Source organism: Streptomyces sp. S186 (assembly GCF_051603415.1).
Taxonomy (GTDB): Bacteria; Actinomycetota; Actinomycetes; order Streptomycetales; family Streptomycetaceae; genus Streptomyces.
In genome coordinates, this window is the sequence record NZ_CP193932.1 from 6,426,975 (window position 1) to 6,452,500 (window position 25,526).

A 25,526-nucleotide genomic window follows, 5' to 3' on the forward strand; every position below is an offset into this window, starting at 1 on the left:
TCCATGGCCCCCACAGCCCCCGAGGCCGCGGGCCGGGACGCGGTCCTGCGGGCGGCCGGACTTCCCGCCGTCGACCTGGACGCCCTCGTCGCGGGGCAGCGCGACCCGCTGCTCTTCGCCACCGTCTCCGGCGCCCACCTCTACGGCTTCCCGTCCCGCGACTCCGACGTGGACCTGCGCGGCGTCCACCTGCTGCCGGTGACCGACCTCGTGGGACTGCGTGAGCCGGAGGAGACCCGGACGCTGATGGGGGAGCAGGACGGTGTCGAGACCGACCTCGTCACGCACGACCTGCGGAAGTTCGCCCGGCTTCTGCTGCGCCCCAACGGCTACGTCCTGGAGCAGCTGCTCTCCCCTCTGGTCGTGCACAGCACCCCCGTCCACGAGGAGCTGACCGCACTCGCCCCCGGCCTGTTCACCGCCCACCACGCCCACCACTACCGGGGTTTCGCGGGCACCCAGTGGCGGCTCTTCGAGAAGACCGGCGAACTGAAGCCGCTGCTCTACACCCTGCGGGTCCTGCTGACCGGCATCCACCTCATGGCCACCGGGCGGCTGGAGGCCCATCTGCCCTCCCTGGCCGGTGAGCCGGACGCCCCCTCCTATGTGCCGGAGCTGATCGCGGCCAAGGAGGCGGCCGAACACGGACCGGCCGGCGACGTGGTGGCCCCGGACCGGCTGCGCACCGACATCACGGCGCTGCACGCCCGGCTGGACGCCGCCCAGGCCGCCACCGCCCTGCCGGCCGCGCCGGCCGGCCGGGACGCGCTGCACGATCTCGTCGTCCGGGCCCGGCTGGACGGCGCCCCGGCCGCCGGCTGACGCGGTCAGCCCCGCAGGGCCGAGGCGCGGCGGGTGCGGTGCAGGAAGTCCGCCACCCGGGCCCGGTCCGGGCCGGCGGGCAGCGGCGAGCCGGGCAGTGCCGCCTCCGCCTCCGCGGACAGCACCGCCAGCCGGCGCTCCACCTCCTCCCAGGACACCTCGCCGCGCCGCACCGCCAGCAGCTCCTCGCGGGCCGCGCCGACCTCCAGCGTCAGCACGCCCGTACGGAGCAGGTCGCGGGCGCAGGTCATCAGGCGCAGCAGGTGCATCGCCGGCTTCCAGCGGGGCGCGCCGTGCCGCGCGAGGCCGGCCCGCAGCTGCTTCAGCTGCCCGGCGGCGTAGCGGACGTAGGTGCCGTGCACCGCGCGGGAGAGGAACGCGCCGCGCAGCGCGAGCAGCTCCCGGCCGGTGGCGTCGGCGTGTTCCACGAGCGGGGAGTGCAGGCACTCCAGGGCGGTGGGGTTGGCGCGCAGCGCCAGCTCGCAGAACCGCTCCAGCTCCCAGGAGAACTCCTCCTCGCGCGGCCCCTCCACATGGGTCGGCGGCTTCTCGAACCGCCAGAAGAGGGCGGTGGGCGCGAGATAGACCCCGCGCCGGTCGGTGTCGCTGGCCTCGGTGGCCAGCCCGAAGGCGCGCGAGCCCATCACACACGCGTAGACGGTGTGCCCGGTGACGAGGTCATGATCCGTGGGGCCTGGAGGAGCGGTCGTCATGCCGGGAATTGTCGCCGGGCGGACGCGCTGCCGGCCACCGGATTCCCGGAGCTCGGAACACGGCTGTCGGTGGCGCTGGTTACGCTGAGCAGTGCGTACGCGGACGTGTACGCGGCACACGACGCAGGGGAGCAGGGACGTGGCGGTACGGGCCGTGCGCGGGGCCGTCCAGCTGGAGCGGGACGACGCGGAGCACATGCGGGAGCGGGTCGGCGAGCTGCTCACCGCGCTGTTGGAGCGCAACGGCCTGGTGCCGGACGACCTGATCAGTGTGTGGTTCACCGCCACCCCCGACCTGCACAGCGACTTCCCGGCCGCCGCCGCGCGCGCCCTGGGGATCGCCGACGTCCCGCTGATCTGCGCCCAGGAGCTGGACGTGGCCGGCGCCATGGAGCGGGTGGTGCGGGTGCTCGCCCACGTCGAGACCGCGCTGCCCAAGGCCGGCATCGCCCACGTCTACCTCGGCGCGGCCGCGGCGCTCCGGAAGGACATCGCCCAGTGAGAACCGCACTCGTCATCGGAACGGGCCTGATCGGCACCTCGGCCGCCCTGGCGCTCAGCGCCCGCGGCGTCCAGGTCCACCTGGAGGACCACGACCACGCCCAGGCCCTGACGGCCGCCGCGCTCGGCGCCGGCACCGCCGAGCCGCCCGCGGATCCCGTCGATCTCGCCATCGTGGCCGTGCCCCCGGCGCATGTCGCGGCGGCGCTCGCCGGGGCGATCCGGCGCGGCGCGGCCCGGGCGTACATCGACGTCGCCAGCGTCAAGGGCGGCCCCCGCCGCGAGCTGGAGGCGCTCGGCTGCGACCTCGGCGCCTACCTCGGCACGCACCCGATGGCCGGCAAGGAGCGCTCCGGCCCGCTGGCCGCGACGGCCGACCTCTTCGAGGGCCGCCCCTGGGTCCTCACCCCGTCCCCGGGCGGCGACACCGAGGTGCTCAACCTCGCCCTGGAGCTGGTCGCGCTGTGCCGGGCCGTCCCCGTGGTGATGGACGCGGATGCCCACGACCGTGCCGTCGCGCTGGTCTCGCACACCCCGCAGCTGGTCTCCAGCCTGGTCGCGGCCCGCCTCAAGGGCGCCGACGAGACCGCCGTCCGCCTCTGCGGCCAGGGCATCCGCGACGTGACGCGGATCGCCGCCTCCGACCCGGCGATGTGGATCGACATCCTCTCCGCCAACCCCGGCCCGGTCGCCGACGTCCTGGCCGAGATCTCCGCCGACCTGGACGCCACGGTCCGCTCGCTGCGCTCCCTGGAGTCCGCCGACGACGAGAAGCGCGGCACCGGCGCCCACGGCATCGAGGACGTGCTCCGCCGGGGCAACGCCGGCCGCGAGCGAGTCCCCGGCAAGCACGGCGCCGCCCCGGCCGCCTACGAGGTCGTCGCGGTCTACATCGGCGACCAGCCCGGCGAGCTGGCCCGGATCTTCGCCGACGCCGGCCGCGCCGGGGTCAACATCGAGGACGTCCGCATCGAGCACGCCACCGGCCAGCAGGCCGGCTTCATCCAGCTGATGGTCGAACCGCAGACGGTCCCGGTGCTGACCGCGGAGCTGCGGGAGCGGGGGTGGTCGATCCGGCAGTGACACCGTGGACGGCGCGCCGCGGGCGAGCCAGTAACCTTGTCCGAGGCCCCTGTCCCTTCGTCGGCCCCTCCGTCGCACCCCCGACCGCCGGTCGACGACCGGACCTGGCGCCCTGGACCGCGCCCCGTGTGTATCAAGAAAGGTGTTCGTCACCGTGGAAACCGCCGATCGGACCGCCCCGGCAGCAGTGATTGTCGCCATCGACGGCCCCGCAGGCACGGGCAAGTCCAGCACGTCCAAGGCCGTCGCCGGCAAGCTGGGTCTGGGCTACCTCGACACCGGCGCGCAGTACCGCGCGATCACCTGGTGGATGCTGACCAACGGCATCGACGTCGACGACCCGGCCGCGGTGGCCGACGCCTGCGCCAAGCCCGTGATCGCCTCCGGCACGGACCCGGCGGCGCCGACCATCACCGTCGACGGGGCCGACGCCGCGGGCCCGATCCGCAGCGCCGAGGTCACCGCCGCGGTCAGCGCGGTCAGCGCGGTCCCCCAGGTGCGCGCCCTGATCACCGACCTCCAGCGGACCATCGCGGCCGAGGCCCCGCACGGCATCGTCGTCGAGGGCCGGGACATCGGCATAACCGTCCTGCCCGACGCCGACCTCAAGATCTTCCTCACCGCCTCCCCGGAGGCCCGGGCAGCCCGCCGCAACGGCGAGCTCAAGGGCAAGAACCCCCAGCTCGCCGCCGACCTGGCCGCCACCCGCGAGGCGCTGATCAAGCGGGACGCCGCCGACTCCTCCCGCAAGACCTCGCCGCTGGCCAAGGCCGACGACGCCGTCGAGGTCGACACCACCGACCTGACGCTGGATCAGGTCATCGAGTGCGTGGTCACCCTCATCGAGGGCGTCAGCGCCGAGAAGGCGGGGCGGGACACCCGGTGACCGACGGCGGCAAGGCACCGAGCCCCCGCGGCGCCGCGGTCGGCCGGCGGATCGGCATCGGGCTGATGTACGGCCTGTGGAAGCCGCGGGTGCTGGGCGCCTGGCGGGTTCCGGCCTCCGGGCCGGTGATCCTCGCTGTCAACCACTCCCATGGCATCGACGGCCCGATGCTGATGGGCACCGCGCCCCGGCCGGTGCACTTCCTGATCAAGAAGGAAGCCTTCGTCGGTCCGCTGGACCCCTTCCTGCGGGGCATCGGACAGCTGAAGGTGGACCGCCAGGCCGCCGACCGCAAGGCGATCACCGACGCACTCGGGGTGCTGGCGGCCGGCGGGGTGCTGGGGATCTTCCCGGAAGGCACCCGCGGCGAGGGCGACTTCGCCTCGCTGCGGGCCGGGCTGGCGTACTTCGCGGTGCGCTCCGGCGCCCCGGTCGTCCCGGTGGCGGTGCTCGGCGGCACCGACCGCCCCAGCCGGCTCACCCCGGCCCTGCCGCGGCTGCGCGGCCGCATCGACGTCGTCTTCGGCGACGCTTTTGAGGCGGGCGACGGCAGCGGGCGGCGCACCCGCAAGGCGCTGGACGAGGCGACCGTGCGGGTCCAGGAGCGGCTGACCGCCCACCTGGCACAGGCCCGGCGCCTTACCGGGCGCTGACCGACACTTGAGCAGTGGGCCCTCCCGAGCGGCCCACCGACCACATGGATGAACGAGGAACGGACTTCATGAACGAGCAGATCCCCACCGGCGAGGAGCACGGTGCGCTTGGCGACGCCGAGTACGCGGAGTTCATGGAGCTCGCCGCGGAAGAGGGCTTCGACCTGGAGGAGGTCGAGGGCGACATCGCCGCGGCCGGCCACGGCCCGCTCCCGGTCCTCGCCGTCATCGGCCGCCCCAACGTCGGCAAGTCGACGCTGGTGAACCGCATCATCGGCCGCCGCGAGGCGGTCGTCGAGGACCGGCCGGGCGTCACCCGCGACCGGGTCACCTACGAGGCCGACTGGAACGGCCGCCGCTTCAAGGTCGTCGACACCGGCGGCTGGGAGCAGGACGTCCTCGGCATCGACGCGTCCGTGGCGATGCAGGCCGAGTTCGCCATCGAGGCCGCCGACGCGGTGGTGTTCGTGGTGGACGCCAAGGTCGGCGCCACCGACACCGACGAGGCCGTGGTCAAGCTGCTGCGCCGCTCCGGCAAGCCGGTCGTCCTGGTCGCCAACAAGGTCGACGGCCCGTCCGGCGAGGCCGACGCCGCCATGCTCTGGTCGCTGGGCCTGGGCGAGCCGTACCCGGTCTCCGCGCTGCACGGCCGGGGCACCGGCGACATGCTCGACGCGGCGCTGGACGCGCTCCCCGAGGCGCCCGAGCAGACCTTCGGCACCGCCGTCGGCGGCCCCCGCCGGATCGCCCTGATCGGCCGGCCCAACGTCGGCAAGTCGTCGCTGCTGAACAAGCTCGCCCGCGAGGAGCGGGTGGTCGTCAACGAACTCGCCGGCACCACCCGCGACCCGGTCGACGAACTGATCGAACTGGGCGGCAAGACCTGGAAGTTCGTGGACACCGCAGGCATCCGCCGCCGGGTGCACCTCCAGGAGGGCGCGGACTACTACGCCTCGCTGCGCACCGCGGCGGCCGTGGAGAAGGCCGAGGTCGCGGTCGTCCTGATCGACGCCGGCGAGTCCATCAGCGTCCAGGACCAGCGGATCATCACGATGGCCGTGGAGGCCGGCCGGGCCCTGGTCATCGCCTACAACAAGTGGGACAACCTCGACGAGGAGCGCCGCTTCTACCTGGAGCGGGAGATCGAGCGGGACCTCGTCCAGATCCCCTGGGCGATGCGGGTCAACGTCTCCGCGCGCACCGGCCGCCACATGGACAAGCTGGTGCCGGCGATCGAGACCGCGCTGGCCGGCTGGGAGACCCGGATCCCCACCGGGCGGCTGAACGCCTTCCTCGGCGAGATCGTCTCCTCCCACCCGCACCCGATCCGCGGCGGCAAGCAGCCCCGCATCCTCTTCGGCACCCAGGCCGGCACCAAGCCCCCGCGCTTCGTGCTCTTCGCCTCGGGCTTCCTGGAGGCGGGCTACCGCCGCTTCGTCGAGCGGCGGCTGCGCGAGGAGTTCGGCTTCGAGGGGACGCCGATCCACATCTCCGTACGGGTGCGCGAGAAGCGCGGTACCAAGAACAAGAAGAAGTAGCGGCGGCCCCGCCCGCGGCGGCCGGCGGGGTCAGCGGCCGCCGTGCGGCCGGGAGCCGTCCCGCGGACCCGGCGGCAGCGCCGCCGGGAGCTGGCCCCGCGGCCGGAACGGCTGCCGGCCCACCACCTCCCAGTGGCCCGTCGACGGGCCACCGCGCCCCCAGTTGCCGCCGCGCAGCGATTCCGGCACCTCCGGCTCGTCCGTACGGTCCCCGGGCAGGGCCCGGAAGGCGCGGCGGTACTCGGCGTACAGCGCGTCGTAGATCGGCGTGGCCGAACCGCGGTCGGCGCCGCGCGGCGCCCCGTGGTCGCGGGCCGGACGCATGCCGGGGATGGGGTGGGGGAACTGGGCGCGGGAGGGGTCGTATGCGTGCACGTAGGTGCCAACGACCCCGATGCCCACGGGATGCGGCTTTCGGGGCGAAATGGCCGATCGCGGGAGCAATCCCGCTCCATTGGACGGTGTTGCTCCCGCGATCGGGGGGCGGACGGTCAGGTTCCGGCCAGCGGCATCGAGGCCGCGACCAGCAGGTGATTGGCGGCCGCCTGTTCCAGCGCCTGCCGCATCAGATCCTCGCGCGGTTGGTGGCCGATGGTGCCCGAGGGCGCGGCGTACATCAGCACGGTGTGCGTCTTGTTGGCCGCGGTGCGCCAGCCGTCCGAGACGGCCAGCGGCTGGTGCGCCTGCCACCAGGCGGACTGGGGGCTGCCGGCGGTGCCGGGCTGGAGCACCGCGTGCAGCTTGCCCATGGCCAGCAGCGCGGACCAGCCCTTGATCGGGGCGGGGAGCAGGTTCATGTCCGTCACCGGGGCGAAGCCGTGCTCCAGGAGCAGCGGCAGGAAGTCGTCCTCCACGCTCGTCGAACCGGGGCGGGCGATCGGGCCGTTGGGCTCGACGACCAGGGCCGGGTGCAGCTCGTCCTTGATCAGCACCAGGCCGCAGGTGATGCCGAGGGTGGCCTGCCGGTCGGTGGTGGGGATCGGGGCGGCCGGGGCGCTCGCGGTGCGGGCGTCCTCACCGGTGATGGAGCGCACGGCTCCGCGGAGCTGCTCCTCGGAGACCGGTACGACCTGCGAGGGGATACACGTGGCGTGGGCGAACGCGAGCACCGCGGTCTCCTCGCCGACGAACAGGACGGTGCTGGTGCGCTCCTGCTCGCTGTTGCCCGGCGTCCGGCACGAGGTGCAGTCGTAGCTGCCCGGGGCGTCTTCTCCGGCCAGCAGCCGGTCGGCTTCTTCGGCGCCGATCTCGGCGCGAACGTCGTCGCTGACGTCGAGCATGCGCGGCACGGGTGGCTCCTCGATCTTCATGAGCGGCTGCCGGGCGGTCTCCCGGCTCGTACAAGGACAACGGGCGACCCCCGGGAGAGTCACGCGCGGACGCGAACAGAATCGAACCAACACGCCGCGCGGTGAGGAATCGGTGAAAAGTCGTCCCCGGACGGTCACGCACCGCCAATTCCTGCGCAGGACGTGGCGCAGATGGGCTCCGTTTTGTACACGGACGGGGTGGGGTGGCCCCCCGGAAGGGCGCGGCGCGCCGGTGCCCGGCAGCTCGCTGCCTACCGTCACCGGCTATGTCGGACATCTCTTCGGCGCCGCGGCGCCGCGTGGAATCCGTCGGGCTGCTCGTCGCGGCGGCCGCTGCCCTGGTCCTGTGCCTGCCCGGCGGCGCCACCGCCGACGGGGCGCCGGGTGGGGACGGCGGTGGAGAGGACGGCGGCCGGCCGGCGTACGCCTGCGCCGACGACCAGTGGCCCTGGGGCTGCCTCGCCGAGTGCGAGAGCGGCGGGGACTGGCACATCAACACCGGCAACGACTACTACGGCGGCCTCCAGTTCTGGCAGCCCACCTGGGAGCGGTTCGGCGGCCTCAAGTACGCCAGGCGGGCCGATCTGGCCACCCGGGAGGAGCAGATCGAGGTCGCCAAGCGGGTCCAGGCCGAGCAGGGCTGGGGCGCCTGGCCCGTCTGCGCCCGGCGCTACGGCCTCCTCGACGACCGCACCTATGTCGTCCGCCGCGGCGACAGCCTCGCCCAGATCGCCCGGCGCCACCACGTCGAGGGCGGCTGGCGGCAGCTGTACGAGGCCAACCGCACGGTCGTCGGGGAGCGCCCGGACGAACTGTGCGCCGGTCTCCGGCTCAGGCTCCGCTGACCCGCGGTCGCCGCCGGGGCGCGGTACCCGCCCCCGGAGAGTTCCCGACCCGCCATACCGATGCCCTAACTTTTTCGGCACGACTTGGCCAATACCCCCAACCCCGAAGGCCGTTCCGCAGTCTTACCCTTCAACAGTCGGGCGACCGGGCGCCGTCGTGCGCCCGGCGGCCGGGATATCGCGGGGGAACCAGGACGAGTGCGAGGGACCAGGGGACACGGGGACGGATGCACATCTCATTCCTGATTCACCATGCGTACGGCACCGGCGAGACGGTCCGGGCGACCTTCGGCCTGGCGGACGCCCTCGCCGACCGGCACGACGTGGAGATCGTCTCCGTCCTGCGGCACCGCGACACCCCGGCGCTCGGCCTCGGGCCCCGGGTAGCGCTGCGGCACCTGGTGGACCTACGGGAGCACGGGCCGGCCGGCGACCGTACCGACCCGGCGCGCGGCCGGCCCGCCCGGGTCTTCCCGGCCGCCGAGCCGGGTTCCGGCCAGTACAGCGAGCTGACCGACCGCCGGATCGCCGAGCATCTGCGCCGGACCGAGGCCGACGTGGTGGTCGGCACCCGGCCCGGCCTCACCGTGCACATCGCCCGGCAGACCCGCCGCGGCCCGCTGCGGGTCGGCCAGGAGCCACACTGCCTGGCCGCGCACGGCCGGGCGCTGCGGCTGGCGCTGCGCGGCGCCTACCCGCGGCTGGACGCGCTGGTCACCGCCACCGAGGCGGACGCCCGCGCCCACCTCCGCCTGATGCGGCTGCCCGGCGTCCGGGTCACCGCGGTGCCCCGGGCGGTCCCGGCCCCGCGGCTGGCGCCCGCCGACGGCACCGGCCGGTGGGTGGTGGCGGCCGGCCGCCTCACCCGGGCCCGGCGCTACGACGTGCTCGTCCGGGCCTTCGCGGCGGTGGCCGCCGAGCGCCCCGACTGGCGGCTGCGGATCTACGGCGGCGGCCCCGAGAAGCCCGTGCTGCGCACCCTGATCGACGAACTCGGCCTCTACAACCACGTCTTCCTGATGGGGCCGGCCGGCCCGCTGGAGTCCGAGTGGGCCAAGGGCGCCGTCGCCGTGGATCCCGCCTGCCGGGAGCCCGCCGGCACGGCCCTCGCCGAGGCGATGCGCTGCGGGCTGCCCGTCGTGGCCACCGACAGCCCCTACGGGCCGGGCGAACTCGTCGAGGACGGCGTCACCGGGCGGCTGGTGCCCGCCGGCGACCCCGACGCGCTGGCCACGGCCCTGCTGGAGCTGATCGGCGACGACGCCGCCCGGACGCGGATGGGCGCCGTCGCGCTCGCCTCGTCCGCCCGCTTCGACCCGGCCGAGGTCGCCGGGCGGCACGCCGCGCTCTTCGGCGAACTGCTCGACCGGCGGCGCGGCAGCGGACTGCGCGGCTCGCTGCACCGCGCCCGGGGTGCGCTGATCGGCGGCGCCTACGCCACCAAGGATGCGGCCCGCGCCGCGGTGAGAGGGGTGCGGACGGTATGAACGCCTCGACGCAGTCACCCGTGACCGGGCCCGGAGCGGCCGGCCGCCCGCGGCGGACCGCCGCGACAGGAGGAGGGGCGTCGGTGCCCGTGGACCTGAAGGCCGACTGCATCGCGGACTCCGCGGGCGGCCTCACCTTCGACCTGGACGTCCCCCACGGCACCGGCACCCCCTGGAGCGCGGCCCTGGTGCTGCGGCTGAGAGGCGGCGCGGACGAGACCGGCGCCGTCGCCGACAACGATGCCGACGACGAGGTGCGGCTGCCGCTCGGGCCCAACGGCCCCGGTCGGCTGCGCGCCGTGCTGCCCAGCACCGTCGCGCTCGCCGAGGGCCGCTGGCACGCCTACGCCGACCTCGGCGACGGCGCCGACCCGCGCAGGCTGCTGCCCGGCGTCAACGACCTGCGGTCGCTGGTGGACCGCCGGCCGCTGGCGGGCATCGGCCGGCTCGGCGTGCGCATCCCCTACGCCACCAAGCTGGGCAACCTCGCCCTGCGCAGCTGGCTGCGCGGGCCGCACGCCGAGGCCGGCGACATCCTCGTCGCCCCCGAGGGCATCACCGTCACCGGCCGCCTCTACGGGGCGGTCCCGGGGGCCGGCGCCCGGGCGGAGGCCCGTCCCCGCGGCGCCGGCCGGGACCCGGTCGCCGTTCCGCTGACCGTCGACGGCCCGGACTTCCACTTCCACTTCACCCTCCCCTACGGCGAGCTCGCCGCCCGCCGGCAGCACGGCAACGAGCACTGGGATCTGTGGCTGCGCCCCGCCGAGGGCGCGCCGAGGGTCCGGATCGCCCGGCTCCTGGACGACGTCCCGGAGAAGGAGCAGGTGTTCAGCTATCCGGCGCGGCCGGTCCCGGCGCCCGGCGGAGAGCTGCGCATCGGCCCTTACTACACGCTCGACAACGACCTGGCCGTACGGGTCACCGGCCCGGCCGTCCGGGACACGTAGGGCCGGCCCGTGGAACGGGGGCCGGACGGGGAGCTGCTGGGGATCGGGGAGCTGGCCCGCCGCGCGGGCGTGACGGTCAAGACGGTGCGCCACTACTCCGACGCCGGGCTGCTGCCGGAGGCCGGCCGGAGCGCCGGCGGGCACCGCCGCTACGCCCCGGAAACCCTGGACCGGCTGCACCGGATCCGGGATCTGCGCGCCGTGGGGATGCCGCTGCCCGCCGTGGCCGAGGCGCTCGCCGGCGGCTCCCTGGAGCAGGCGCTGGCCGACCAGCTGGCCGCCGTCGGGGACCGGCTGGTCGCGCTGCGCTGGCGGGAGGCCGCCCTGCATGCGCTCACCGCCGCCCCCGAGGAGCGCCGCCCGGAGCTGCTGCGGCTGCTGGGCGGCCTGCCGCAGCCGCCCACCACCGACGCGCTGGTCCGCTTCTGGCACCGGCAGCTGCCCCGCGCACTGCCGCCCGCGCTGCGCGCCGCCGTCGTCGACGCCGCGGTGCCCGCCCCGCCCGCCGATCCCCGTCCCGCCCAGGTCGTCGGCTACGCCCGGCTCCACGCGCTGGCCGCGGACCGCGACGGCGGGCTGGCGGTGCGCTGCCGCCGGGTGCGGGCGGCCGCCGCCCTGCCCGGGGAGACCGACCCGGTGGCGCTCTACGAGGGCCTCGGCGAGGCGTACGCGCTGGCCGCCACGGCCCTCGCCGCGGGCCGCCGCCCGGCACCCGGGGACGAGGCGGACTGCTTCGTGGCCGCGCACGCCCGCGCGTACCGGCGGCGGGACGGCGCCGCCTTCCGCGCCGGGCTGCGGGCGTCCCTGCGGGCCGGCGACGATCCGCGGATGCGGGCGTACTGGCGGTATGCCGACGAGGCGGCCGGCGGCGCGGGCTCGTCGATGGGCGCCGCGCACGACTGGCTCGTCGCCGCCCTCGACGCCGGGGACGCAGCCGGGGCGTGAGCCCGCACGCGGGGGCCCGCGGGACGATGTGCGGGAAATGTGTGCGGAATGTGTGTCGTTGGCCAATTCCGGGACGGCCGGAAAAGGGTGTCGGGTAAGGGGATTCCGGGGCGGCCGGACGATTAATTCCGGCGTACTGCCCGGGCTTGCCCGAACCGGCGGCACACCCTTCCGTAACCGATCAAGGGGGAATTCCGGCCGCTTTGCTTTCCACCCGGTTGCGGCGGTGTACCGCGCGTAAGGGTGACGGGTGTTCCGGCAAACGCGCGAGCGTTCGCCGTGACACAAGTGTGACCAATGACGGACCGCCGTGGGACGGCGCTGTGCGGGGGACCGCCCTTCCACGTGCCGCCGAGGGCGCCTACGGTGGCTGCCATGGCACCCGAACCGAACCTGCCCGGCGACGTACCGGAAATCGATGACGACCCCGAGGCGTATGTCGGCCTCGGCCAGGAGGCCGCCGAGGAGCGGGCCCGGGAGCAGGGCTGGAGTACCGTCCGGGCGCTGCCGCCGGGCGCGATGATCACCATGGAGTACGCCGTCGGCCGGATCAATTTCGAGGTCAAGGACGGCGTGGTGGCGCGCTGCTGGCAGGGCTGACGGGCGGTCCGCCCGCGCCTGGCCGGACGACGGCGAAGGCCCCGGCCGCTTCCCAGAGGGAGCGACCGGGGCCTTCGTGCGGGGCGGGGGTGTGCGTACCGGGCCCCGCCGTCCGGTGGTCAGCCGGTGCCGTTGCGGGGGCGGCCGGCGGTCGGGCCGAACGGTGCGGCGCCGCGCGGGACGCGGTCCGCGTGCGGCGGCCGGCGGCTGCCGGTCGGGGTGACCGGGGTCCGCTCGGCGCGCGAGGTGTGCGGGCGCGGCGGGTGGTGCGGCCAGCCCTCGGGGGCGCGGGTGGCGCGGCTGCCGGTGGCGGCGCCGACCGCCTCCCGCACCAGGAACTCGCCGTCCGGCGCGATCCGCTGCCGGGAGACCTCGGAGGCCAGCGCGCCGGCCGGCAGCGGGCCGCGCAGCGAATGGGGGCACAGCCGCAGCCACAGCCGCAGCAGGACGCCCATGAGCCGGTCCTCGACCCAGGTGATGCCGGGCTCCAGCCACGGCATGGCCAGCAGCACCAGCAGGCCCGCGGCCCAGCCCAGCAGGACGTCGCTGACCCAGTGGGTGCCGAGGTAGACGGTGGTCATCCCGACGCCCAGCGCGCCCACCGCGGCGATCACCGACAGGGTGCGGCGGCGCAGCGGGGTGGTCGCCAGATAGGCCAGTACGCCCCAGGTGACCACGGCGTTCGCGGTGTGGCCGGAGGGGAATATGTCGCCGTTCTGCCACATCTCGTTGGAGCCGACCGTCGTCGCGTAGTGCGGACCGAGGCGGCCCATCCCGAGCTTGGCGGCCCCGACGGTGATGTTCAGCAGCAGCAGCGAGGCGCCGAGCACCAGCAGCGGGTGGAGGTTGCGCTGCCGCCAGCAGCGCCAGCCCAGCCAGGCCGCCACCGCCACCGCGGTCGGGCCGCGCTGCCCCAGCACGACGAAGTAGTCGAGGAAGGCATGGATCGCCGGCCACTGCTTGTACGGCCGGAACAGCATCAGCTGCCAGTCGATGGTGACCAGGGAGGTGTCGGCCAGCACCCCGGCGACGATCACCGCATACACCGCCAGCGTGCCCCAGAACAGCCACAGGCGGGTCCGGGTCATGCGCGGCGGTCTGACGCGATCGGTCGGGAGGCGCTCCTCCATCTGGTCGAGCTTGTCATCGGTACGCACTCAAACGACGTTACCGCGTGTGATGTATGCACTTGGTCAAACCGTGCGCTTTGTAATGACGATGTGATGTGGAATGGGTCTCAATCCCGGTCGGCTTCCCGGGATTTCGAAGAGAATTCTCCGGGCGCCGGATTCCGTTCCGGCCATCCGCGTGTCGCCGGCGCAGATGTTTATCTGTTTTTCGGTGGCGGAGTTTATCCGTCATTCGCACGGGTGTCGTGGCGCGTTTTCCTCGGCGCGGCCATTACGGAGCGGGATCTTCCGGTCACGGCGGTCCTGAGCCGTTGAGCCAGAACGCGCCGTAGACCGCCGAGCCGGCCGCCACCACCCCGATGACCAGCCACGACCGTGCCGGGCGCCACCTGGCCAGGCCCGCCGCGAGCGGCAGCAGCAGCGGGAAGGCCGGCAGCATCAGCCGCGGTTTCGAGCCGAAGTAGCCCTTGGCGGTGAGCGCGATCAGCAGCACCGTCCCGCCGTAGACCGCCAGCGGCAGCGGCTGGCCTTTCCGTACACCGTGCACATACAGCCAGACCACCAGCGCGACGCCGGCCGGCAGGGCGAGGCCGGCGACGAAGGCGGGGCCGGTGAGCTGGTGCCAGATGAAGGCGGCGAAGGCGAGGCCGCCGTCGAAGCCGTTGTGCCAGCCGGCCTGGACGTCCAGATAGCCGGTGAGCGAGCCCCGGCGGGCGCCGACCCACAGGACGTAGGCGCACCAGCCGAGCGGGGCCAGTGCCACGCCGAGCAGCATCCGCCGGTGCCGGCCGCGGAGGAGGGCGCGCGCCCGGACCCCGCCGGCCCGCTCGTTCGCCACCGTCACCGCGGCGCTGATCCACACCGCGGCGACCACCGCGGCGCCCACCGGCCGGGTCAGCCCGGCGAGCGCGGCCAGCGCGCCGGCCCAGATCCAGCGTCCGGTCAGCACGCAGTAGACGCCCCACGCCGCGAGGGCGGTGAACAGCGACTCCGAGTACGCCATCGACTGCACGATGCCGACCGGCAGCGCGGCCCACAGCGCGGTCAGCAGCACCCCGGCCCGTCGTCCGTGCAGCCGCTCGCCGGTGGCGTACAGCGCCGCCGCCGCGGCCGGCGCCGCCGTCCAGGCCACGGCCATCCCGGCGTCCGCGGCGGACAGCGGGGTGAGCGCCGACAAGCCCCGCTCCAGCCAGGGCAGCAGCGGGAAGAACGCCAGATCGGAGTGGACGTCGCCGTTGGGCAGCTGGACGGTGTAGCCGTAGCCCTGCTCGGCGACCCGGGTGTACCAGAGGGAGTCCCAGCGGGCGGTCAGCAGCGTGTGCCAGTTTTTGCCATTGGCGGCCGACCAGGCCATGAGCACGATCAGGCCGAGCAGCCGGATCGCCGCGTACGCCGCCAGGCCGGGGACGGCGCGGCGCAGCGCGGCACGGACGGCGGGCGGACACAGGGCCCGGCCGGGTGCGGCGGTGGAGGCAAGATCGTTCACCCGGTCGATTATCCAGGTGGCGGGGGCAGCGTCGGGCGGGGCGGTCGGGGCAACGTCGGGGCTGCGACGAGCGTCTCACCGTGAGGTGGGCCACGCGGGCCTCATGGCGACTCGCGTAGTCTGACGTCTCAACTCGCCCGTGCCGCCGGTTCCGCCGGCGCGTCGTCGCGCCCTTGACCGCGGCCGCGAGACCAGTACGGCGAGCGCATGACAGGAGGTACTGGATGTCAGGGACAACCGCGTCCGGCAGGGGGCGGACGGGTGGTGTTCCCGGGCACACAGGCGGCGGCGTGAACCGCTGGACGGTGCTGACGGTGCTCTGCGTCAGTCTGCTCTTCGTCGCGCTGGACACCACCATCCTCTACGTGGCGGTGCCCTCCATCACCGAGGACCTGCGCCCCGGTCCGGTCGAGCTGCTGTGGATCGTCGACGTCTACCCGCTGATCGCGGCCTCGCTGCTGATCCTCTTCGGCACCCTCGGCGACCGCGTCGGGCGCCGCCGCGTCCTCCTGCTCGGCTACGGGCTCTTCGCGCTGGCCTCGGCCGCCGCGGCGCTCGCGCCCAACCCGCAGATCCTGATGGCGGCCCGGGCACTGCTCGGTATCGGCGGCGCCATGATCATGCCGGCGACGCTGTCCATCCTGCGCCAGGTCTTCCCCGACCGGCGGGAGCGGGCGGTGGCGATCGGGGTGTGGAGCGCGGTGGCCGCGGTCGGCGCCGCGGTCGGACCGGTGCTCGGCGGCTTCCTGGTCGAGAACTTCTGGTGGGGCTCGGTCTTCCTGATCAACATCCCGATGATGGCGGCGATGTTCCTGATAGGGCGTTGGCTGCTGCCGGAGTCGCGGGGCGAGCGCAACGGTCCCTGGGACCTGGCCGGCGCGCTGATCGCCGCGCTCGGCGTGCTGGGCATCGTCTTCGGCGTCAAGCGGCTGGGCAGCGGCGCGCCGGTCGTCGGGGTGACCACGCTGCTGCCGATCGCCGTCGGCGCCGCGCTGCTGATCGTCTTCGTCCGCCGGCAGGGCCGCCGCGCCCATCCGCTGATCGACATGCGGCTGTTCGCCCGGCCGGCGTTCGGCACCTCGATCGGGTGCATCGTGCTGGCGATGCTCGCCCTCGTCGGGCTGCAGCTGATCGCCGTCCAGTACCTCCAACTGGTGCTGCACCTGAGCCCGCTGGAGACCGGGCTGCGGATGCTGCCGCTGGTGTTCTCCGCGATGGCCGCCGGCCTCACCGGCTCCCGGCTGCTGCAGGCCCTCGGCCCGCGGCTGATGGTCTCCGGTGGCTTCACCCTCACCGCGATCGCGGTGGTCTCGCTGACCGCGCTGGGCAGCCAGGACCACTTCTGGCAGCTCTCCCTCGGCTTCGTGCTGCTCGGCTTCGGCTTCCAGTCCACGCTCTTCGGGGCGTACGAGTCGATGCTCAGCGAGGCCCCGGCGGCGCAGTCCGGCGGTGCGGCCGCGCTCGGCGAGACCGCCTACCAGCTGGGCGCCGGGATCGGTGTGGCGCTGCTCGGCAGCGTCATGAACGCCGCCTATGCACCGGGCCTGAACCACGTCGCCGGGGTCTCGGACGGGGCCGCCCGCTCGGCGTCGCACTCGCTCGGCGAGGCGTACAAGGTCGCCGCCGGGCTGGGCGAGCACGCCAGGGAAACGCTCCGGCTGGTCGCCCGGGACTCCTTCGTCCACGGTCTGCGGGTCACCCTCGTCGCCAGCGCGGTGCTGCTGCTGGCCGGTGCCGGGCTCGCGCTGCGACTGCCGCGCCGGGCCGCGGAGTCCGCGGAGCGGGCCGAGGCCGACGCCGCGGCCGAGGAGGGCGCCCCCGCCGGGCGCGAGGGGGCGCCGGCCCCCGCGAGTTCCGGCCGCTGACCGGGGCGGGACGGCCGGCCCGCCGCGCGGCGGTGACCCTTGCCCGTCCTGCGCCGGGGCCCGTACCGTCGGACGCGCGTAACTACCGCTGCTAGTTTTTCGCGCGCCGAATCCGCCGGAGGACCCGCCATGCCCGCAACGCCGTCCCCGCTCCCGCCGTTCGACCCCAGCGACCCCCTGGGCCTGGACGACCTGCTCACCGACGAGGACCGCGCGGTCCGTGCCACCGTCCGCCAGTGGGCCGCCGACCGGGTCCTGCCGCACATCGCCGACTGGTACGAGCGCGGCGAACTCCCCGCCGTCCGCGAACTCGCCCGCGAACTGGGCGCGCTCGGCGCCCTGGGGATGTCCCTGACCGGCTACGGCTGCGCCGGCGCCTCGCACGTCCAGTACGGGCTGGCCTGCCTGGAACTGGAGGCCGCCGACTCCGGCATCCGCTCCCTGGTCTCCGTGCAGGGATCGTTGGCCATGTACGCGATCTGGCGGTTCGGTTCCGAGGAGCAGAAGCAGTGGTGGCTGCCGCGGATGGCCGCCGGCGAGGTCATCGGCTGCTTCGGGCTGACCGAGCCGGACCACGGCTCCGACCCCGCGAGCATGCGCACCCACGCCGAACGGGACGGCACGGACTGGGTGCTGACCGGGCGCAAGATGTGGATCACCAACGGGTCGGTGTCCGGCGTCGCGGTGGTCTGGGCCCACACCGACGACGGCATCCGTGGCTTCGTCGTCCCCACCGACAGCCCCGGCTTCGCCGCCCCTGAGATCAGGCACAAGTGGTCGCTGCGCGCCTCCGTCACCAGCGAGCTGGTCCTGGACGGGGTGCGGCTGCCCGCCGACGCGGTGCTGCCGGAGGCCCGGGGGCTGGGCGCCCCGCTGCGGTGCCTGGGCCAGGCCCGCTACGGCATCGTCTGGGGTTCGATGGGGGCGGCGCGGGCCTGCTTCGACGCGGCGCTGGACTACGCGCGGACCCGCGAACAGTTCGGCCGGCCCATCGGCGGCTTCCAGCTCACCCAGGCCAAACTGGCCGACATGGCGCTGGAGCTCCACAAGGGGGTGCTGCTCGCGCACCACCTGGGGCGGCGGTTCGACGCCGGCACCCTGCGGCCGGAGCAGATCAGCTTCGGCAAGCTCAACAACGTCCGCGAGGCGATCGACATCTGCCGCACCGCGCGGACGATCCTCGGCGCCAACGGGATCTCGCTCGAATACCCCGTCATGCGGCACGCCACGAACCTGGAGTCGGTGCTGACCTACGAGGGCACCGCGGAGATGCACCAACTGGTGCTGGGCAAGGCGCTCACCGGGCTCGACGCCTTCCGGTGAGCGCCCCCGTTTCCGGCGCGCACCCCCCGGCCGGAAAGGACATCCGCAGACTCGTCAACTCTGGTTGAAGAAGCCGCCGTTGCGGTGCGTACGGGCCTCGCCGGTGACGATCTGGTAGTCGGCGGGGGTGAGCAGGAACACCCGGGTGGCGACGCGCTCGATGGAGCCGCGCAGACCGAAGGTGAGGCCGGCGGCGAAGTCCACCACGCGCTTGGCGTCGGCGGGCTCCATGGCCGTCAGGTTGACGATCACCGGGACGCCGTCCCGGAACAGCTCGCCGATGCCGCGGGCGTCCCGGAACGAGGCCGGGGTGACCGTGGCGATGCGGGTGCCCTGGGTGCGGGCGGCCTCGTCGGCCACCCGGACCCGGGGGTCGGTCACCCAGGGACCGCTGCCCGAGTCGGCGGACTCGGGTCCCTCGGCGTAGTCGTCGTCGTAGTAGCGCTCGTCATCGTTGTCGTCGACGAGGCCAAGCCAGGCGCTCGCCTTGCGTACCGATCCCATTGACGCCTCCTCTCACTCGCGGCGGGTGTGTTCCGTTCTCCCTATCGTCGTCCATGAGGGCGAGGGTGTGCCAAGCGGATAGCCGCCGCACGGGGGGTTCGTGACATATCTGGTGCAAAGAGGGTGGTGCACCGTCAGCTCGTGTGCCCCGTGGGTGAACTGACAGTACGAATGGCGTCACGATCGGTACGTACGGGGTGCTTCCGGTCGGTCGACGGGGGTGGGAACGGGGGGAGCGGTCACGGCTCGCGAGCGGTTTCGGACACATCCCAGGGCGTCGGACCAGGGATTGTGCCCGTGGCGGTACCGCCGGGTCAGTGGATTTCCGGCGGGCTGATCCGCGAGGTGGTGAGGGCGGAGGAGGTGGTGCCCCACTTCTTCAGGATCGCCGGACGCCGGAGACGACGTCGGTGGTGGGGATCCCGGCTTGCGCCGCTGCCGGCCCGGCGTCCCGGGCGCCGCCGGCCGGGACGCCGGAGCCGCAGGCGGTGACCGTCAGGGCCGCGGTGACCAGGAGCGTGGCGGTGCGCAGCGCGGTGGCGGCGGGCATACGGCGGCGGGTCATGGGCGCGGGGTCTCCAGGTGCTTCTCGAACGGCAGCGGGCCGATCGACTCCGGGTCGGCGGTCAGGTCGAACAGCGGGCGGTAGCCGGCCGCGAGGTAGAGGCCCCGGGCCTCGGGCTGGCGGGGGCCGGTGGTGAGGTGGATCCGGGTGTAGCCGCGGGCGGCGGCGTGCTGTTCCAGGGCGGTCAGCACGCGCCGGGCCAGGCCGCGGCGGCGGTGCGCGTGGTGCGTCCAGATCCGTTTGAGTTCGGCGGTGTCCGGGCCGTGACGGCGGTAGGCGCCGCCCGCGACCGGGACGCCGTCCTCCAGGAGCAGCAGGAACGCCCCCGCGGGCGGGGCGAATTCGGCGGCCGGGTACTCCCGGTTCAGGTCGACGGGACGGCCGTAGCGGGTGGTGTATTCGTGCGTCAGCTCGTCCAGGAGCGGACGGGCGAGCGGGTCGGTGACGGTGGTGTGATGGAGCGTCAGGCGGGCCGCGCGGGGCGGCCGTGGCGCGACGGACATCGGGGCGCCTCCGTGGTCGGTGGCGGTGCTCGGTGGTGTCCGAGCGTGCCGGATGAACGGGGGGCGGGGACAGGGGAGTTGCGAGAGGAAGCGTGCGCGGTGGTACGAGGGGAGGGGTGCGCCGGACGGCGGCGCGGGTGTGAAGGCGCGCGGCGGGGAAGGCAGAACCGCGGAAAGGGCCCGGCCGGAACGGCGGGCCACAGGGGCAGGGGGTCAGCTCAACAGGAGGACGACCACACGCGACCGAAGTCGATGTGGTCACGGGAGACCAGCCGCTGCCGTGGATGCATACGACCAAGTGGAACAGGCATCCGTTTCCGCGTCAACCACGACGTGATCCATCGCTCACCGAGCGCCCCGCGTCCGGCCGGCCCTTGACAAGCGGCGGTGCCCTCCCCATAGCCTCAAGGACCGGTCGTGCTGAGGGGCGCGACCCGTTCCGCCTGTGTGAAGGCGCTCAACTCCCGTGCTGGATCCCACGTGTCCACGGAGCCTTCGCATGCCCTCCCGCACCCTCGACACCCCCGCCCTGCCCGCGGCGCCGCCCGGCCCACCGGACCGCGCCGCCCCGCGCATCGTGCCGCGCCGCCGCACCGGCCAGTGGGCGGCCGCCGCCGTCCTCCTCGCCCTGCTGGCGCTCGCCCTCGCCTCCGCGGTCCGCAACCCCGCCTTCCAATGGGACGTGGTCGCCGACTACTTCCTGACCTCCGCCGTGCTGCGCGGCCTGGGCCTGACGCTCTGGCTGACCGCCGTGGTGATGGTGCTGGGCTTCGCGCTGGGCACCCTGCTCGCCGTGCTGCGGCTGTCCGGCAACCCCGTGCTGCGCGGCATCGGCTGGGGCTACGTCTGGCTGTTCCGGTCGATGCCGATCCTGGTGCAGCTGCTGTTCTGGTTCAACATCGGGGCGCTGTACCCGGTCGTGCTCGGCGTGCGGACCGTCGACCTGCTCTCGCCGGCCGCCGTCGCCGTCATCGGACTGACCCTGCACGAAGCCGCCTACGCCGCGGAGGTGGTCCGCGGCGGCCTCCTCTCCGTCGACCGGGGCCAGTCCGAGGCCGCCCAGGCGCTGGGGCTGGGGGCCGGGCGGCGGCTGCGCAGGATCGTGCTGCCGCAGGCGATGCGGCGGCACGGCGGGTGCCCGGTGAGCCCGGCCGCGCAGGACCCGGCCCGGCCGTCCGTGGTGATCGTGGGCGCCGGCCCGCGGGGCACCGGCGTGCTGGAGCGGATCGCCGCCAACGCCCCCGAGCTGTGGGGCGACGCGCCGCTCGACCTGCACCTGGTCGATCCGCATCCGCCCGGCGGCGGCCGGATCTGGCGCCGGGAGCAGTCCCCGCTGCTGTGGATGAACTCCACGGCCGAGGACGTCACCATGTTCACCGACGAGACCGTCGAACAGGCCGGTCCTGTGCGCCCGGGGCCCTCGCTCGCCGAGTGGGCCCGCGCGGTGCGGGAGGGACGGCTGCCCGCCCCGCCCGGCCCCGGCGGTGCCGCGGCGGCGCTGGGCCCGCGGGACTTCGCCGGGCGCCGGCTGCTGAACGGCTACCTCCGCTGGGCCTACGAGGACACGGTGGCCGCCCTGCCGCCCGGCGTCACCGTGCACGCGCACCGGACGCGGGCGGTGCGCGTCTCCGGCCCGCGCGACGGACGCCAGCAGGTGTGGCTGGCGGGCCGCGCCGCCCCGCTGCCGGCCGACGCGGTCGTGCTGACGCTCGGCCATCTGGAGTCCCGACCGGGCCCGGCGGAACGGGAGTTGGGGGAGTTCGCGGCCCGGCACGGGCTGACGTACCTGCCGCCGGCGTTCACCGCCGACAGCGACCTGAGCGTGCTGCGGCCCGGTGAGCCGGTGCTGGTCCGCGGCTTCGGGCTGGCCTTCGTCGACCTGATGGTGCTGCTGACCGAGGGGCGCGGCGGGACGTACACCACCGGCCCCGGCGGGGAGTTGACCTATCACCCCTCGGGCCGGGAACCGGTACTGCACGTCGGGTCCCGGCGCGGGGTCCCCTACCACTCCAAGATCGGCTACCCGCTGTCCGGTGAACGGCCGCCGCTGCCGCGGTTCTTCGGGCCCGCCGAGGCCGACGCGCTGCTCGCCCGCCCCGGCGGCATCGACTTCGGGCGGGACGTCCGGCCGCTGATCGACAAGGAGCTGGGCTTCGCCCACTACCACCGGCTGTTCACCGCGCACGCCGACCGCACCCGGATGGCGTGGCCGGACTTCGAGGAGAAGTACGCCGCCTGCGAACCGGGCGGCGCCGCCCTCCGGGCCCTGGTCTCCGCCGCCGTCCCCGACCCGGCCGACCGGTTCGACCCGGACGCGCTCGACCATCCGCTCGACGGCGTCCGCTACACCGACGACGCGGCCCTCCAGGCCGGCCTGCGCGCCCACATCGAGGCCGACCTCAAGCGCCGCCACGACCCCGCGCACAGCCCCGACCTGGCGGTCTTCCTCGCGCTGCTGTCGGTCTACGGCCAGCTGACCCGGCTCGGCGACCTGGGGCCCTGGTGGCACGGCTTCTTCAGCTTCCTCGCCTCGGGGCCGCCCGGCCCCCGGCTGCGGCAGCTGTCGGCGCTGTCCCGGGCCGGGGTGGTGCGCTTCCTGGGCGCCGGGCTGACCGTCACCGCCGACGAGGCCCGCGGGGTGTTCCGCGCCCGGTCCACCAGCCTGCCGGGGCCGGGGACCACGGCCCGGGCCCTGGTGGAGGCGCGCCTGCCGGAACCCTCCGTGGCCCGCACCACGGACCGGCTGCTGCACGCCCTGCACACCGACGGCGCCCGCGCCACCGCCGGCGGGCTGCTGGCCGTCGACCCGGCCGACGGCCGGATCCTGTACCGCGCCGGCCGGCCGCACCCACGCCGGTTCGCCCTCGGCCCGCACACCGACGCCCGGTCGAGCGGCGCCTTCGTCCGCCCCCGCACCAACGCGCCCGCCCTCCGGCAGAACGACGCGACGGCGCGCGCCCTGCTCACCCTCCTCCGCGACCGCACCGCCCCACCGGTCCCGGTCCCCGCACTCACCCCCGAGGACTGCCCATGCCGCTGACCAGCGACTCCGCCCTCGCCGGCGATCCCGCCGCCGGCCCCGCCCCGGACGCCCGGCCCGTCCCACGGCGCGCCGGACCACCGGAACCGGACGATCCGGCGGCCCTGAAGGTCGTCCCCGTACGCCACCCCTGGCGCTGGGCGGGCATCGCGGTGACCGCGGTGCTGCTCGCCCAGTTCGCCCACGGTCTGCTCACCAACCCGGCCTGGGAATGGGGGGTGTTCGCCCGGTTCTTCGCGAGCGGGACGGTACTGAAGGCGGTCGGGGTCACCCTCCAGCTGACCGTCTACGGCACCGCCCTCGGCTTCGCGCTGGGCCTGGTGCTGGCCCTGATGCGGCTGTCCGCCAGCCCGTTCCTGCGCTGGGTGGCCTTCGGCTACGTCTGGGCCTTCCGCTCCATCCCGCTCATCGTCCAGCTGCTGTTCTGGTTCAACCTCGCCTACCTCTACCGGCGGCTGGACTTCGGCATCCCGTTCGGCCCCGGCTTCTTCCACTTCGACACCATGGGGCTGGTCGGCGCGATGGGCGCGGCGGTCCTGGGACTTGCGCTGCACCAGGCCGCGTACGCCGCGGAGATCGTCCGGGCCGGAGTGCAGGCCGTGGACGGCGGGCAGGTGGAGGCCGCCGCCGCGCTCGGCCTGCCGCGGCTGCGCCGGCTGCGCCGCATCGTGCTGCCGCAGGCGATGCGCTCGATCCTGCCGAACGCCACCAACGAGGTGATCTCCCTCTTCAAGGGCACCTCGATCGTCTCGGTGATGGCGATCGGCGAACTCTTCTACCAGGTCCAGGTCGTCTACGGACGGAACGGCCGGGTGGTGCCCCTGCTGATGGTCGCCACCGCCTGGTACATCCTCCTCACCACCGTGCTCTCCGTCCTCCAGCACTACGTCGAACGCCACTACGCCAAGGGGGCCGCGCGATGAGCGCGATGGTCGAAATCCGGTCCGTGCACAAGAGTTTCGGCGCCGTGGAGGTGCTGCGGGGAATCGACCTGGAGGTGGCGGCCGGCGAGGTGACGGTGGTGCTCGGCCCGTCCGGATCGGGCAAGTCCACGCTGCTGCGCACCATCAACCACCTGGAGAAGGTCGACAGCGGCTGGATCAGCGTGGAGGGGACGCTGGTGGGGTACCGGCGATCCGGCGACAGGCTGTACGAGCTGCGGGAGCGGGAGATCCTCAAGCAGCGCACCGGGATCGGGTTCGTCTTCCAGAACTTCAACCTCTTCCCGCATCTGACGGTGCTGGAGAACCTCGTCGAGGCACCGGTCGCGGTGCAGCGCCGCCCGCGCGCGCAGGCCGAGGCCACCGCCCGCCGGCTGCTGGCCCGGGTGGGCCTCGCGGAGAAGGCGGACGCCTACCCCCGGCAGCTCTCCGGAGGCCAGCAGCAGCGGGTCGCCATCGCCCGGGCGCTCGCCCTGGAACCCCGGCTGCTGCTCTTCGACGAGCCGACCTCGGCGCTCGACCCCGAGCTGGTCGGCGAAGTTCTGGACGTCATCAGGGACTTGGCGCACCAGGGCACCACCATGATCGTCGTCACCCATGAGATCGGCTTCGCCCGCGAGGTCGCCGACACCGTCGTCTTCATGGACGGCGGACGGATCGTCGAACAGGGCCCGCCGGCCCAGGTGCTCGACCACCCGCGCCACGAGCGCACCCGGGCCTTCCTCTCGAAGGTCCTGTGAAAGGTCCTGTTGTTCTTCTTGTTCTTCCGACGTGCCCGTCGCCCCTGTACGCCGCCCCCGTACGCCGCCCCCAAGGAGGCACCCCCGTGATCCGCCGTACGCTCGCCGTCGTCCTCGCCCTCGCCGCCGGGTCCGTCCTGCTCACCGCCTGCGGCACCGGCGACGCGGCGAACGCGGAGGTCGCCGCCGGGAACGGCGGCCCGAAACTCAACATCGGCCCCGACCAGCACCGCATCCGCGGCACCGAGGACCCGGGGAGCGCCGCGCTGGTGCCCGCCCGGGTCCGGCGGACCGGCGAACTGCGGATCGGGGTGGGCGCCGAGAGCAGCCCTCCGCTGACCTTCTACGCCACCGACGACACCACCCTCATCGGCGTCGAGGAGGACCTGGCCACCCTCGTCGCCGACACCCTCGGGCTGAAGCCCCGCTTCGAGCCGCTGTCCTGGGAGAACCTCTTCGTCGGCCTGGACAGTGGCAAGCTCGACGCGGTCTTCGCCAACGTCACCGTCACCGAGGAGCGCAAGGAGAAGTACGACTTCGCCACCTACCGCCTCGACCAGCTGGCCATGGAGGCCAGGAAGGGCAGCGGCTGGAAGGTGCGCGGCCCCGCGGACGTCGCGGGCCGGACCATCGCCGTCAGCTCCGGCACCAACCAGGAGAAGATCCTCCTCGACTGGAGCCGGGAGGACGAGAAGGCCGGCCGCAAGCCGGTGGACGTCAAGTACTTCCAGAAGCCCTCGGACGTGCAGCTCGCGCTCCAATCGGGCCGGATCGACGGCTACTTCGCCCCGAACCCGACCGTCGCCTACCACGTCGCCGCCGCCGGCCGGACCGAGATCGCCGGCACCTTCTCCGGCGGCGGCGCCCACCTCCGGGGCGAGATCGCCGCCACCACCCGCAAGGGCAGCGGCCTGGCCGGGGCGTATGCCGCGGCCCTGCGCAAGGTCATCGCCGACGGCCGCTACGCCCGGGTGCTGGCCCGCTGGGGGCTGTCCGGCGAGGCCGTCGCGACCTCGCGGATCAACCCGCCCGGACTGCCCAGGACCGCCGACTGAACCCGGCGCCCGGCCCGTACCGCACAGACCGGCCCGTACCGCAC

25 protein-coding genes are annotated in these 25,526 nt (G+C 74.3%); 17 read left to right on the forward strand and 8 right to left on the reverse strand.

What is annotated here, in order from left to right; all coding sequences use genetic code 11:
• Nucleotides 1-3 precede the first annotated feature (3 nt).
• Nucleotides 4-822: a nucleotidyltransferase domain-containing protein gene (locus tag ACRAS8_RS27705; RefSeq protein ID WP_438490617.1), complete on the forward strand. Its 819-nt coding sequence runs from the start codon at nucleotides 4-6 to the stop codon at nucleotides 820-822.
• Nucleotides 823-827: 5 nt separating this feature from the next.
• On the opposite strand, the gene ACRAS8_RS27710 is transcribed toward ACRAS8_RS27705, so the two are convergent.
• Nucleotides 828-1,535 carry a nucleotidyltransferase domain-containing protein gene (locus ACRAS8_RS27710; RefSeq protein ID WP_438488713.1) on the reverse strand — a complete coding sequence of 236 codons (708 nt, stop codon included), beginning with the start codon at nucleotides 1,533-1,535 and terminating at the stop codon, nucleotides 828-830.
• A gap of 139 nt (nucleotides 1,536-1,674) precedes the next feature.
• Here ACRAS8_RS27710 and aroH point away from each other — a divergent pair, with 139 nt between their 5' ends.
• The 5 genes from aroH to der all read left to right on the forward strand — a co-directional run bounded on the left by aroH (nucleotide 1,675) and on the right by der (nucleotide 6,196).
• Nucleotides 1,675-2,037: a chorismate mutase gene (gene aroH, locus ACRAS8_RS27715; protein WP_438488714.1), complete on the forward strand. Its 363-nt coding sequence runs from the start codon at nucleotides 1,675-1,677 to the stop codon at nucleotides 2,035-2,037.
• On the forward strand, nucleotides 2,034-3,119 hold the full coding sequence (locus ACRAS8_RS27720) for a prephenate dehydrogenase (protein ID WP_438488715.1): 1,086 nt from the start codon (nucleotides 2,034-2,036) through the stop codon (nucleotides 3,117-3,119). The genes aroH and ACRAS8_RS27720 overlap by 4 nt, the downstream gene beginning before the upstream one ends.
• Nucleotides 3,120-3,261: 142 nt before the next feature.
• Nucleotides 3,262-4,005, forward strand: a complete 744-nt coding sequence (gene cmk / locus ACRAS8_RS27725; protein ID WP_438488716.1) for a (d)CMP kinase — start codon at nucleotides 3,262-3,264, stop codon at nucleotides 4,003-4,005.
• The gene (locus ACRAS8_RS27730; RefSeq protein WP_438488717.1) at nucleotides 4,002-4,658 is read left to right on the forward strand and encodes a lysophospholipid acyltransferase family protein; all 657 of its coding nucleotides are present in this window, start codon (nucleotides 4,002-4,004) and stop codon (nucleotides 4,656-4,658) included. Before cmk ends, ACRAS8_RS27730 begins: the two co-directional genes overlap by 4 nt.
• A 68-nt stretch (nucleotides 4,659-4,726) precedes the next feature.
• Nucleotides 4,727-6,196: a ribosome biogenesis GTPase Der gene (gene der / locus ACRAS8_RS27735; RefSeq protein WP_018537073.1), complete on the forward strand. Its 1,470-nt coding sequence runs from the start codon at nucleotides 4,727-4,729 to the stop codon at nucleotides 6,194-6,196.
• Nucleotides 6,197-6,226: 30 nt separating this feature from the next.
• Here der and ACRAS8_RS27740 read toward each other — a convergent pair whose 3' ends face one another.
• Nucleotides 6,227-6,598, reverse strand: a complete 372-nt coding sequence (locus ACRAS8_RS27740; protein ID WP_438488718.1) for a hypothetical protein — start codon at nucleotides 6,596-6,598, stop codon at nucleotides 6,227-6,229.
• Between the two features lie 89 nt (nucleotides 6,599-6,687).
• A complete protein-coding gene (locus ACRAS8_RS27745) occupies nucleotides 6,688-7,485 on the reverse strand; it encodes a hypothetical protein (RefSeq protein ID WP_438488719.1) in 798 nt (265 codons plus the stop codon).
• Between the two features lie 287 nt (nucleotides 7,486-7,772).
• Between ACRAS8_RS27745 and ACRAS8_RS27750 the strand changes: the two genes are divergently transcribed.
• The 5 genes from ACRAS8_RS27750 to ACRAS8_RS27770 all read left to right on the forward strand — a co-directional run bounded on the left by ACRAS8_RS27750 (nucleotide 7,773) and on the right by ACRAS8_RS27770 (nucleotide 12,330).
• On the forward strand, nucleotides 7,773-8,351 hold the full coding sequence (locus ACRAS8_RS27750; protein WP_438488720.1) for a transglycosylase family protein: 579 nt from the start codon (nucleotides 7,773-7,775) through the stop codon (nucleotides 8,349-8,351).
• Between the two features lie 227 nt (nucleotides 8,352-8,578).
• Nucleotides 8,579-9,838, forward strand: a complete 1,260-nt coding sequence (locus ACRAS8_RS27755) for a glycosyltransferase (RefSeq protein ID WP_438488721.1) — start codon at nucleotides 8,579-8,581, stop codon at nucleotides 9,836-9,838.
• Between the two features lie 83 nt (nucleotides 9,839-9,921).
• Nucleotides 9,922-10,785 carry a hypothetical protein gene (locus ACRAS8_RS27760; RefSeq protein ID WP_438488722.1) on the forward strand — a complete coding sequence of 288 codons (864 nt, stop codon included), beginning with the start codon at nucleotides 9,922-9,924 and terminating at the stop codon, nucleotides 10,783-10,785.
• A gap of 9 nt (nucleotides 10,786-10,794) precedes the next feature.
• Nucleotides 10,795-11,730, forward strand: coding sequence for a MerR family transcriptional regulator (locus ACRAS8_RS27765; RefSeq protein ID WP_438488723.1), 936 nt, complete (start codon nucleotides 10,795-10,797; stop codon nucleotides 11,728-11,730).
• Between the two features lie 375 nt (nucleotides 11,731-12,105).
• A complete protein-coding gene (locus ACRAS8_RS27770; RefSeq protein WP_438488724.1) occupies nucleotides 12,106-12,330 on the forward strand; it encodes an I78 family peptidase inhibitor in 225 nt (74 codons plus the stop codon).
• Between the two features lie 119 nt (nucleotides 12,331-12,449).
• Here the strand turns inward: ACRAS8_RS27770 and ACRAS8_RS27775 are convergent, their stop codons facing one another.
• Both ACRAS8_RS27775 and ACRAS8_RS27780 read right to left on the reverse strand, forming a co-directional pair.
• A complete protein-coding gene (locus ACRAS8_RS27775; RefSeq protein WP_438488725.1) occupies nucleotides 12,450-13,487 on the reverse strand; it encodes a phosphatase PAP2 family protein in 1,038 nt (345 codons plus the stop codon).
• Between the two features lie 265 nt (nucleotides 13,488-13,752).
• Nucleotides 13,753-14,946, reverse strand: coding sequence for a hypothetical protein (locus ACRAS8_RS27780; protein WP_438488726.1), 1,194 nt, complete (start codon nucleotides 14,944-14,946; stop codon nucleotides 13,753-13,755).
• A 224-nt stretch (nucleotides 14,947-15,170) separates the two neighbouring features.
• Here ACRAS8_RS27780 and ACRAS8_RS27785 point away from each other — a divergent pair, with 224 nt between their 5' ends.
• Nucleotides 15,171-16,811, forward strand: coding sequence for an MFS transporter (locus tag ACRAS8_RS27785; RefSeq protein ID WP_438488727.1), 1,641 nt, complete (start codon nucleotides 15,171-15,173; stop codon nucleotides 16,809-16,811).
• Between the two features lie 129 nt (nucleotides 16,812-16,940).
• On the forward strand, nucleotides 16,941-18,134 hold the full coding sequence (locus ACRAS8_RS27790) for an acyl-CoA dehydrogenase family protein (protein WP_438488728.1): 1,194 nt from the start codon (nucleotides 16,941-16,943) through the stop codon (nucleotides 18,132-18,134).
• A gap of 54 nt (nucleotides 18,135-18,188) precedes the next feature.
• Here ACRAS8_RS27790 and ACRAS8_RS27795 read toward each other — a convergent pair whose 3' ends face one another.
• From ACRAS8_RS27795 to ACRAS8_RS27805, 3 genes are all read right to left on the reverse strand, one after another.
• Nucleotides 18,189-18,638, reverse strand: a complete 450-nt coding sequence (locus tag ACRAS8_RS27795) for a cell division protein SepF (protein WP_438488729.1) — start codon at nucleotides 18,636-18,638, stop codon at nucleotides 18,189-18,191.
• A 379-nt stretch (nucleotides 18,639-19,017) separates the two neighbouring features.
• A complete protein-coding gene (locus ACRAS8_RS27800) occupies nucleotides 19,018-19,203 on the reverse strand; it encodes a hypothetical protein (protein WP_438488730.1) in 186 nt (61 codons plus the stop codon).
• Nucleotides 19,200-19,706, reverse strand: a complete 507-nt coding sequence (locus ACRAS8_RS27805) for a GNAT family N-acetyltransferase (protein ID WP_438488731.1) — start codon at nucleotides 19,704-19,706, stop codon at nucleotides 19,200-19,202. The genes ACRAS8_RS27800 and ACRAS8_RS27805 overlap by 4 nt, the downstream gene beginning before the upstream one ends.
• Nucleotides 19,707-20,205: 499 nt before the next feature.
• On the opposite strand from ACRAS8_RS27805, the gene ACRAS8_RS27810 reads away from it, so the two are divergent.
• The 4 genes from ACRAS8_RS27810 to ACRAS8_RS27825 all read left to right on the forward strand — a co-directional run bounded on the left by ACRAS8_RS27810 (nucleotide 20,206) and on the right by ACRAS8_RS27825 (nucleotide 25,482).
• The gene (locus ACRAS8_RS27810) at nucleotides 20,206-22,746 is read left to right on the forward strand and encodes an ABC transporter permease subunit (RefSeq protein WP_438488732.1); all 2,541 of its coding nucleotides are present in this window, start codon (nucleotides 20,206-20,208) and stop codon (nucleotides 22,744-22,746) included.
• On the forward strand, nucleotides 22,737-23,669 hold the full coding sequence (locus ACRAS8_RS27815; RefSeq protein ID WP_438488733.1) for an amino acid ABC transporter permease: 933 nt from the start codon (nucleotides 22,737-22,739) through the stop codon (nucleotides 23,667-23,669). Before ACRAS8_RS27810 ends, ACRAS8_RS27815 begins: the two co-directional genes overlap by 10 nt.
• The gene (locus tag ACRAS8_RS27820; protein ID WP_438488734.1) at nucleotides 23,666-24,427 is read left to right on the forward strand and encodes an amino acid ABC transporter ATP-binding protein; all 762 of its coding nucleotides are present in this window, start codon (nucleotides 23,666-23,668) and stop codon (nucleotides 24,425-24,427) included. Before ACRAS8_RS27815 ends, ACRAS8_RS27820 begins: the two co-directional genes overlap by 4 nt.
• Before the next feature lie 86 nt (nucleotides 24,428-24,513).
• The gene (locus ACRAS8_RS27825) at nucleotides 24,514-25,482 is read left to right on the forward strand and encodes a transporter substrate-binding domain-containing protein (RefSeq protein ID WP_438488735.1); all 969 of its coding nucleotides are present in this window, start codon (nucleotides 24,514-24,516) and stop codon (nucleotides 25,480-25,482) included.
• The last annotated feature ends 44 nt before the right edge of the window (nucleotides 25,483-25,526 follow it).

What these genes read in the sequence shown, in the direction of transcription:
- ACRAS8_RS27705 (WP_438490617.1), top strand. Translation starts at nt 4, where the DNA reads ATGGCCCCCACAGCCCCCGAGGCCGCGGGCCGGGACGCGGTCCTGCGG.
- ACRAS8_RS27710 (WP_438488713.1), bottom strand. Translation starts at nt 1,535, where the DNA reads ATGACGACCGCTCCTCCAGGCCCCACGGATCATGACCTCGTCACCGGG.
- der (WP_018537073.1), top strand. Translation starts at nt 4,727, where the DNA reads ATGAACGAGCAGATCCCCACCGGCGAGGAGCACGGTGCGCTTGGCGAC.
- ACRAS8_RS27750 (WP_438488720.1), top strand. Translation starts at nt 7,773, where the DNA reads ATGTCGGACATCTCTTCGGCGCCGCGGCGCCGCGTGGAATCCGTCGGG.
- ACRAS8_RS27755 (WP_438488721.1), top strand. Translation starts at nt 8,579, where the DNA reads ATGCACATCTCATTCCTGATTCACCATGCGTACGGCACCGGCGAGACG.
- ACRAS8_RS27770 (WP_438488724.1), top strand. Translation starts at nt 12,106, where the DNA reads ATGGCACCCGAACCGAACCTGCCCGGCGACGTACCGGAAATCGATGAC.
- ACRAS8_RS27785 (WP_438488727.1), top strand. Translation starts at nt 15,171, where the DNA reads ATGTCAGGGACAACCGCGTCCGGCAGGGGGCGGACGGGTGGTGTTCCC.
- ACRAS8_RS27790 (WP_438488728.1), top strand. Translation starts at nt 16,941, where the DNA reads ATGCCCGCAACGCCGTCCCCGCTCCCGCCGTTCGACCCCAGCGACCCC.
- ACRAS8_RS27795 (WP_438488729.1), bottom strand. Translation starts at nt 18,638, where the DNA reads ATGGGATCGGTACGCAAGGCGAGCGCCTGGCTTGGCCTCGTCGACGAC.
- ACRAS8_RS27800 (WP_438488730.1), bottom strand. Translation starts at nt 19,203, where the DNA reads ATGACCCGCCGCCGTATGCCCGCCGCCACCGCGCTGCGCACCGCCACG.
- ACRAS8_RS27805 (WP_438488731.1), bottom strand. Translation starts at nt 19,706, where the DNA reads ATGTCCGTCGCGCCACGGCCGCCCCGCGCGGCCCGCCTGACGCTCCAT.
- ACRAS8_RS27810 (WP_438488732.1), top strand. Translation starts at nt 20,206, where the DNA reads ATGCCCTCCCGCACCCTCGACACCCCCGCCCTGCCCGCGGCGCCGCCC.
- ACRAS8_RS27815 (WP_438488733.1), top strand. Translation starts at nt 22,737, where the DNA reads ATGCCGCTGACCAGCGACTCCGCCCTCGCCGGCGATCCCGCCGCCGGC.
- ACRAS8_RS27820 (WP_438488734.1), top strand. Translation starts at nt 23,666, where the DNA reads ATGAGCGCGATGGTCGAAATCCGGTCCGTGCACAAGAGTTTCGGCGCC.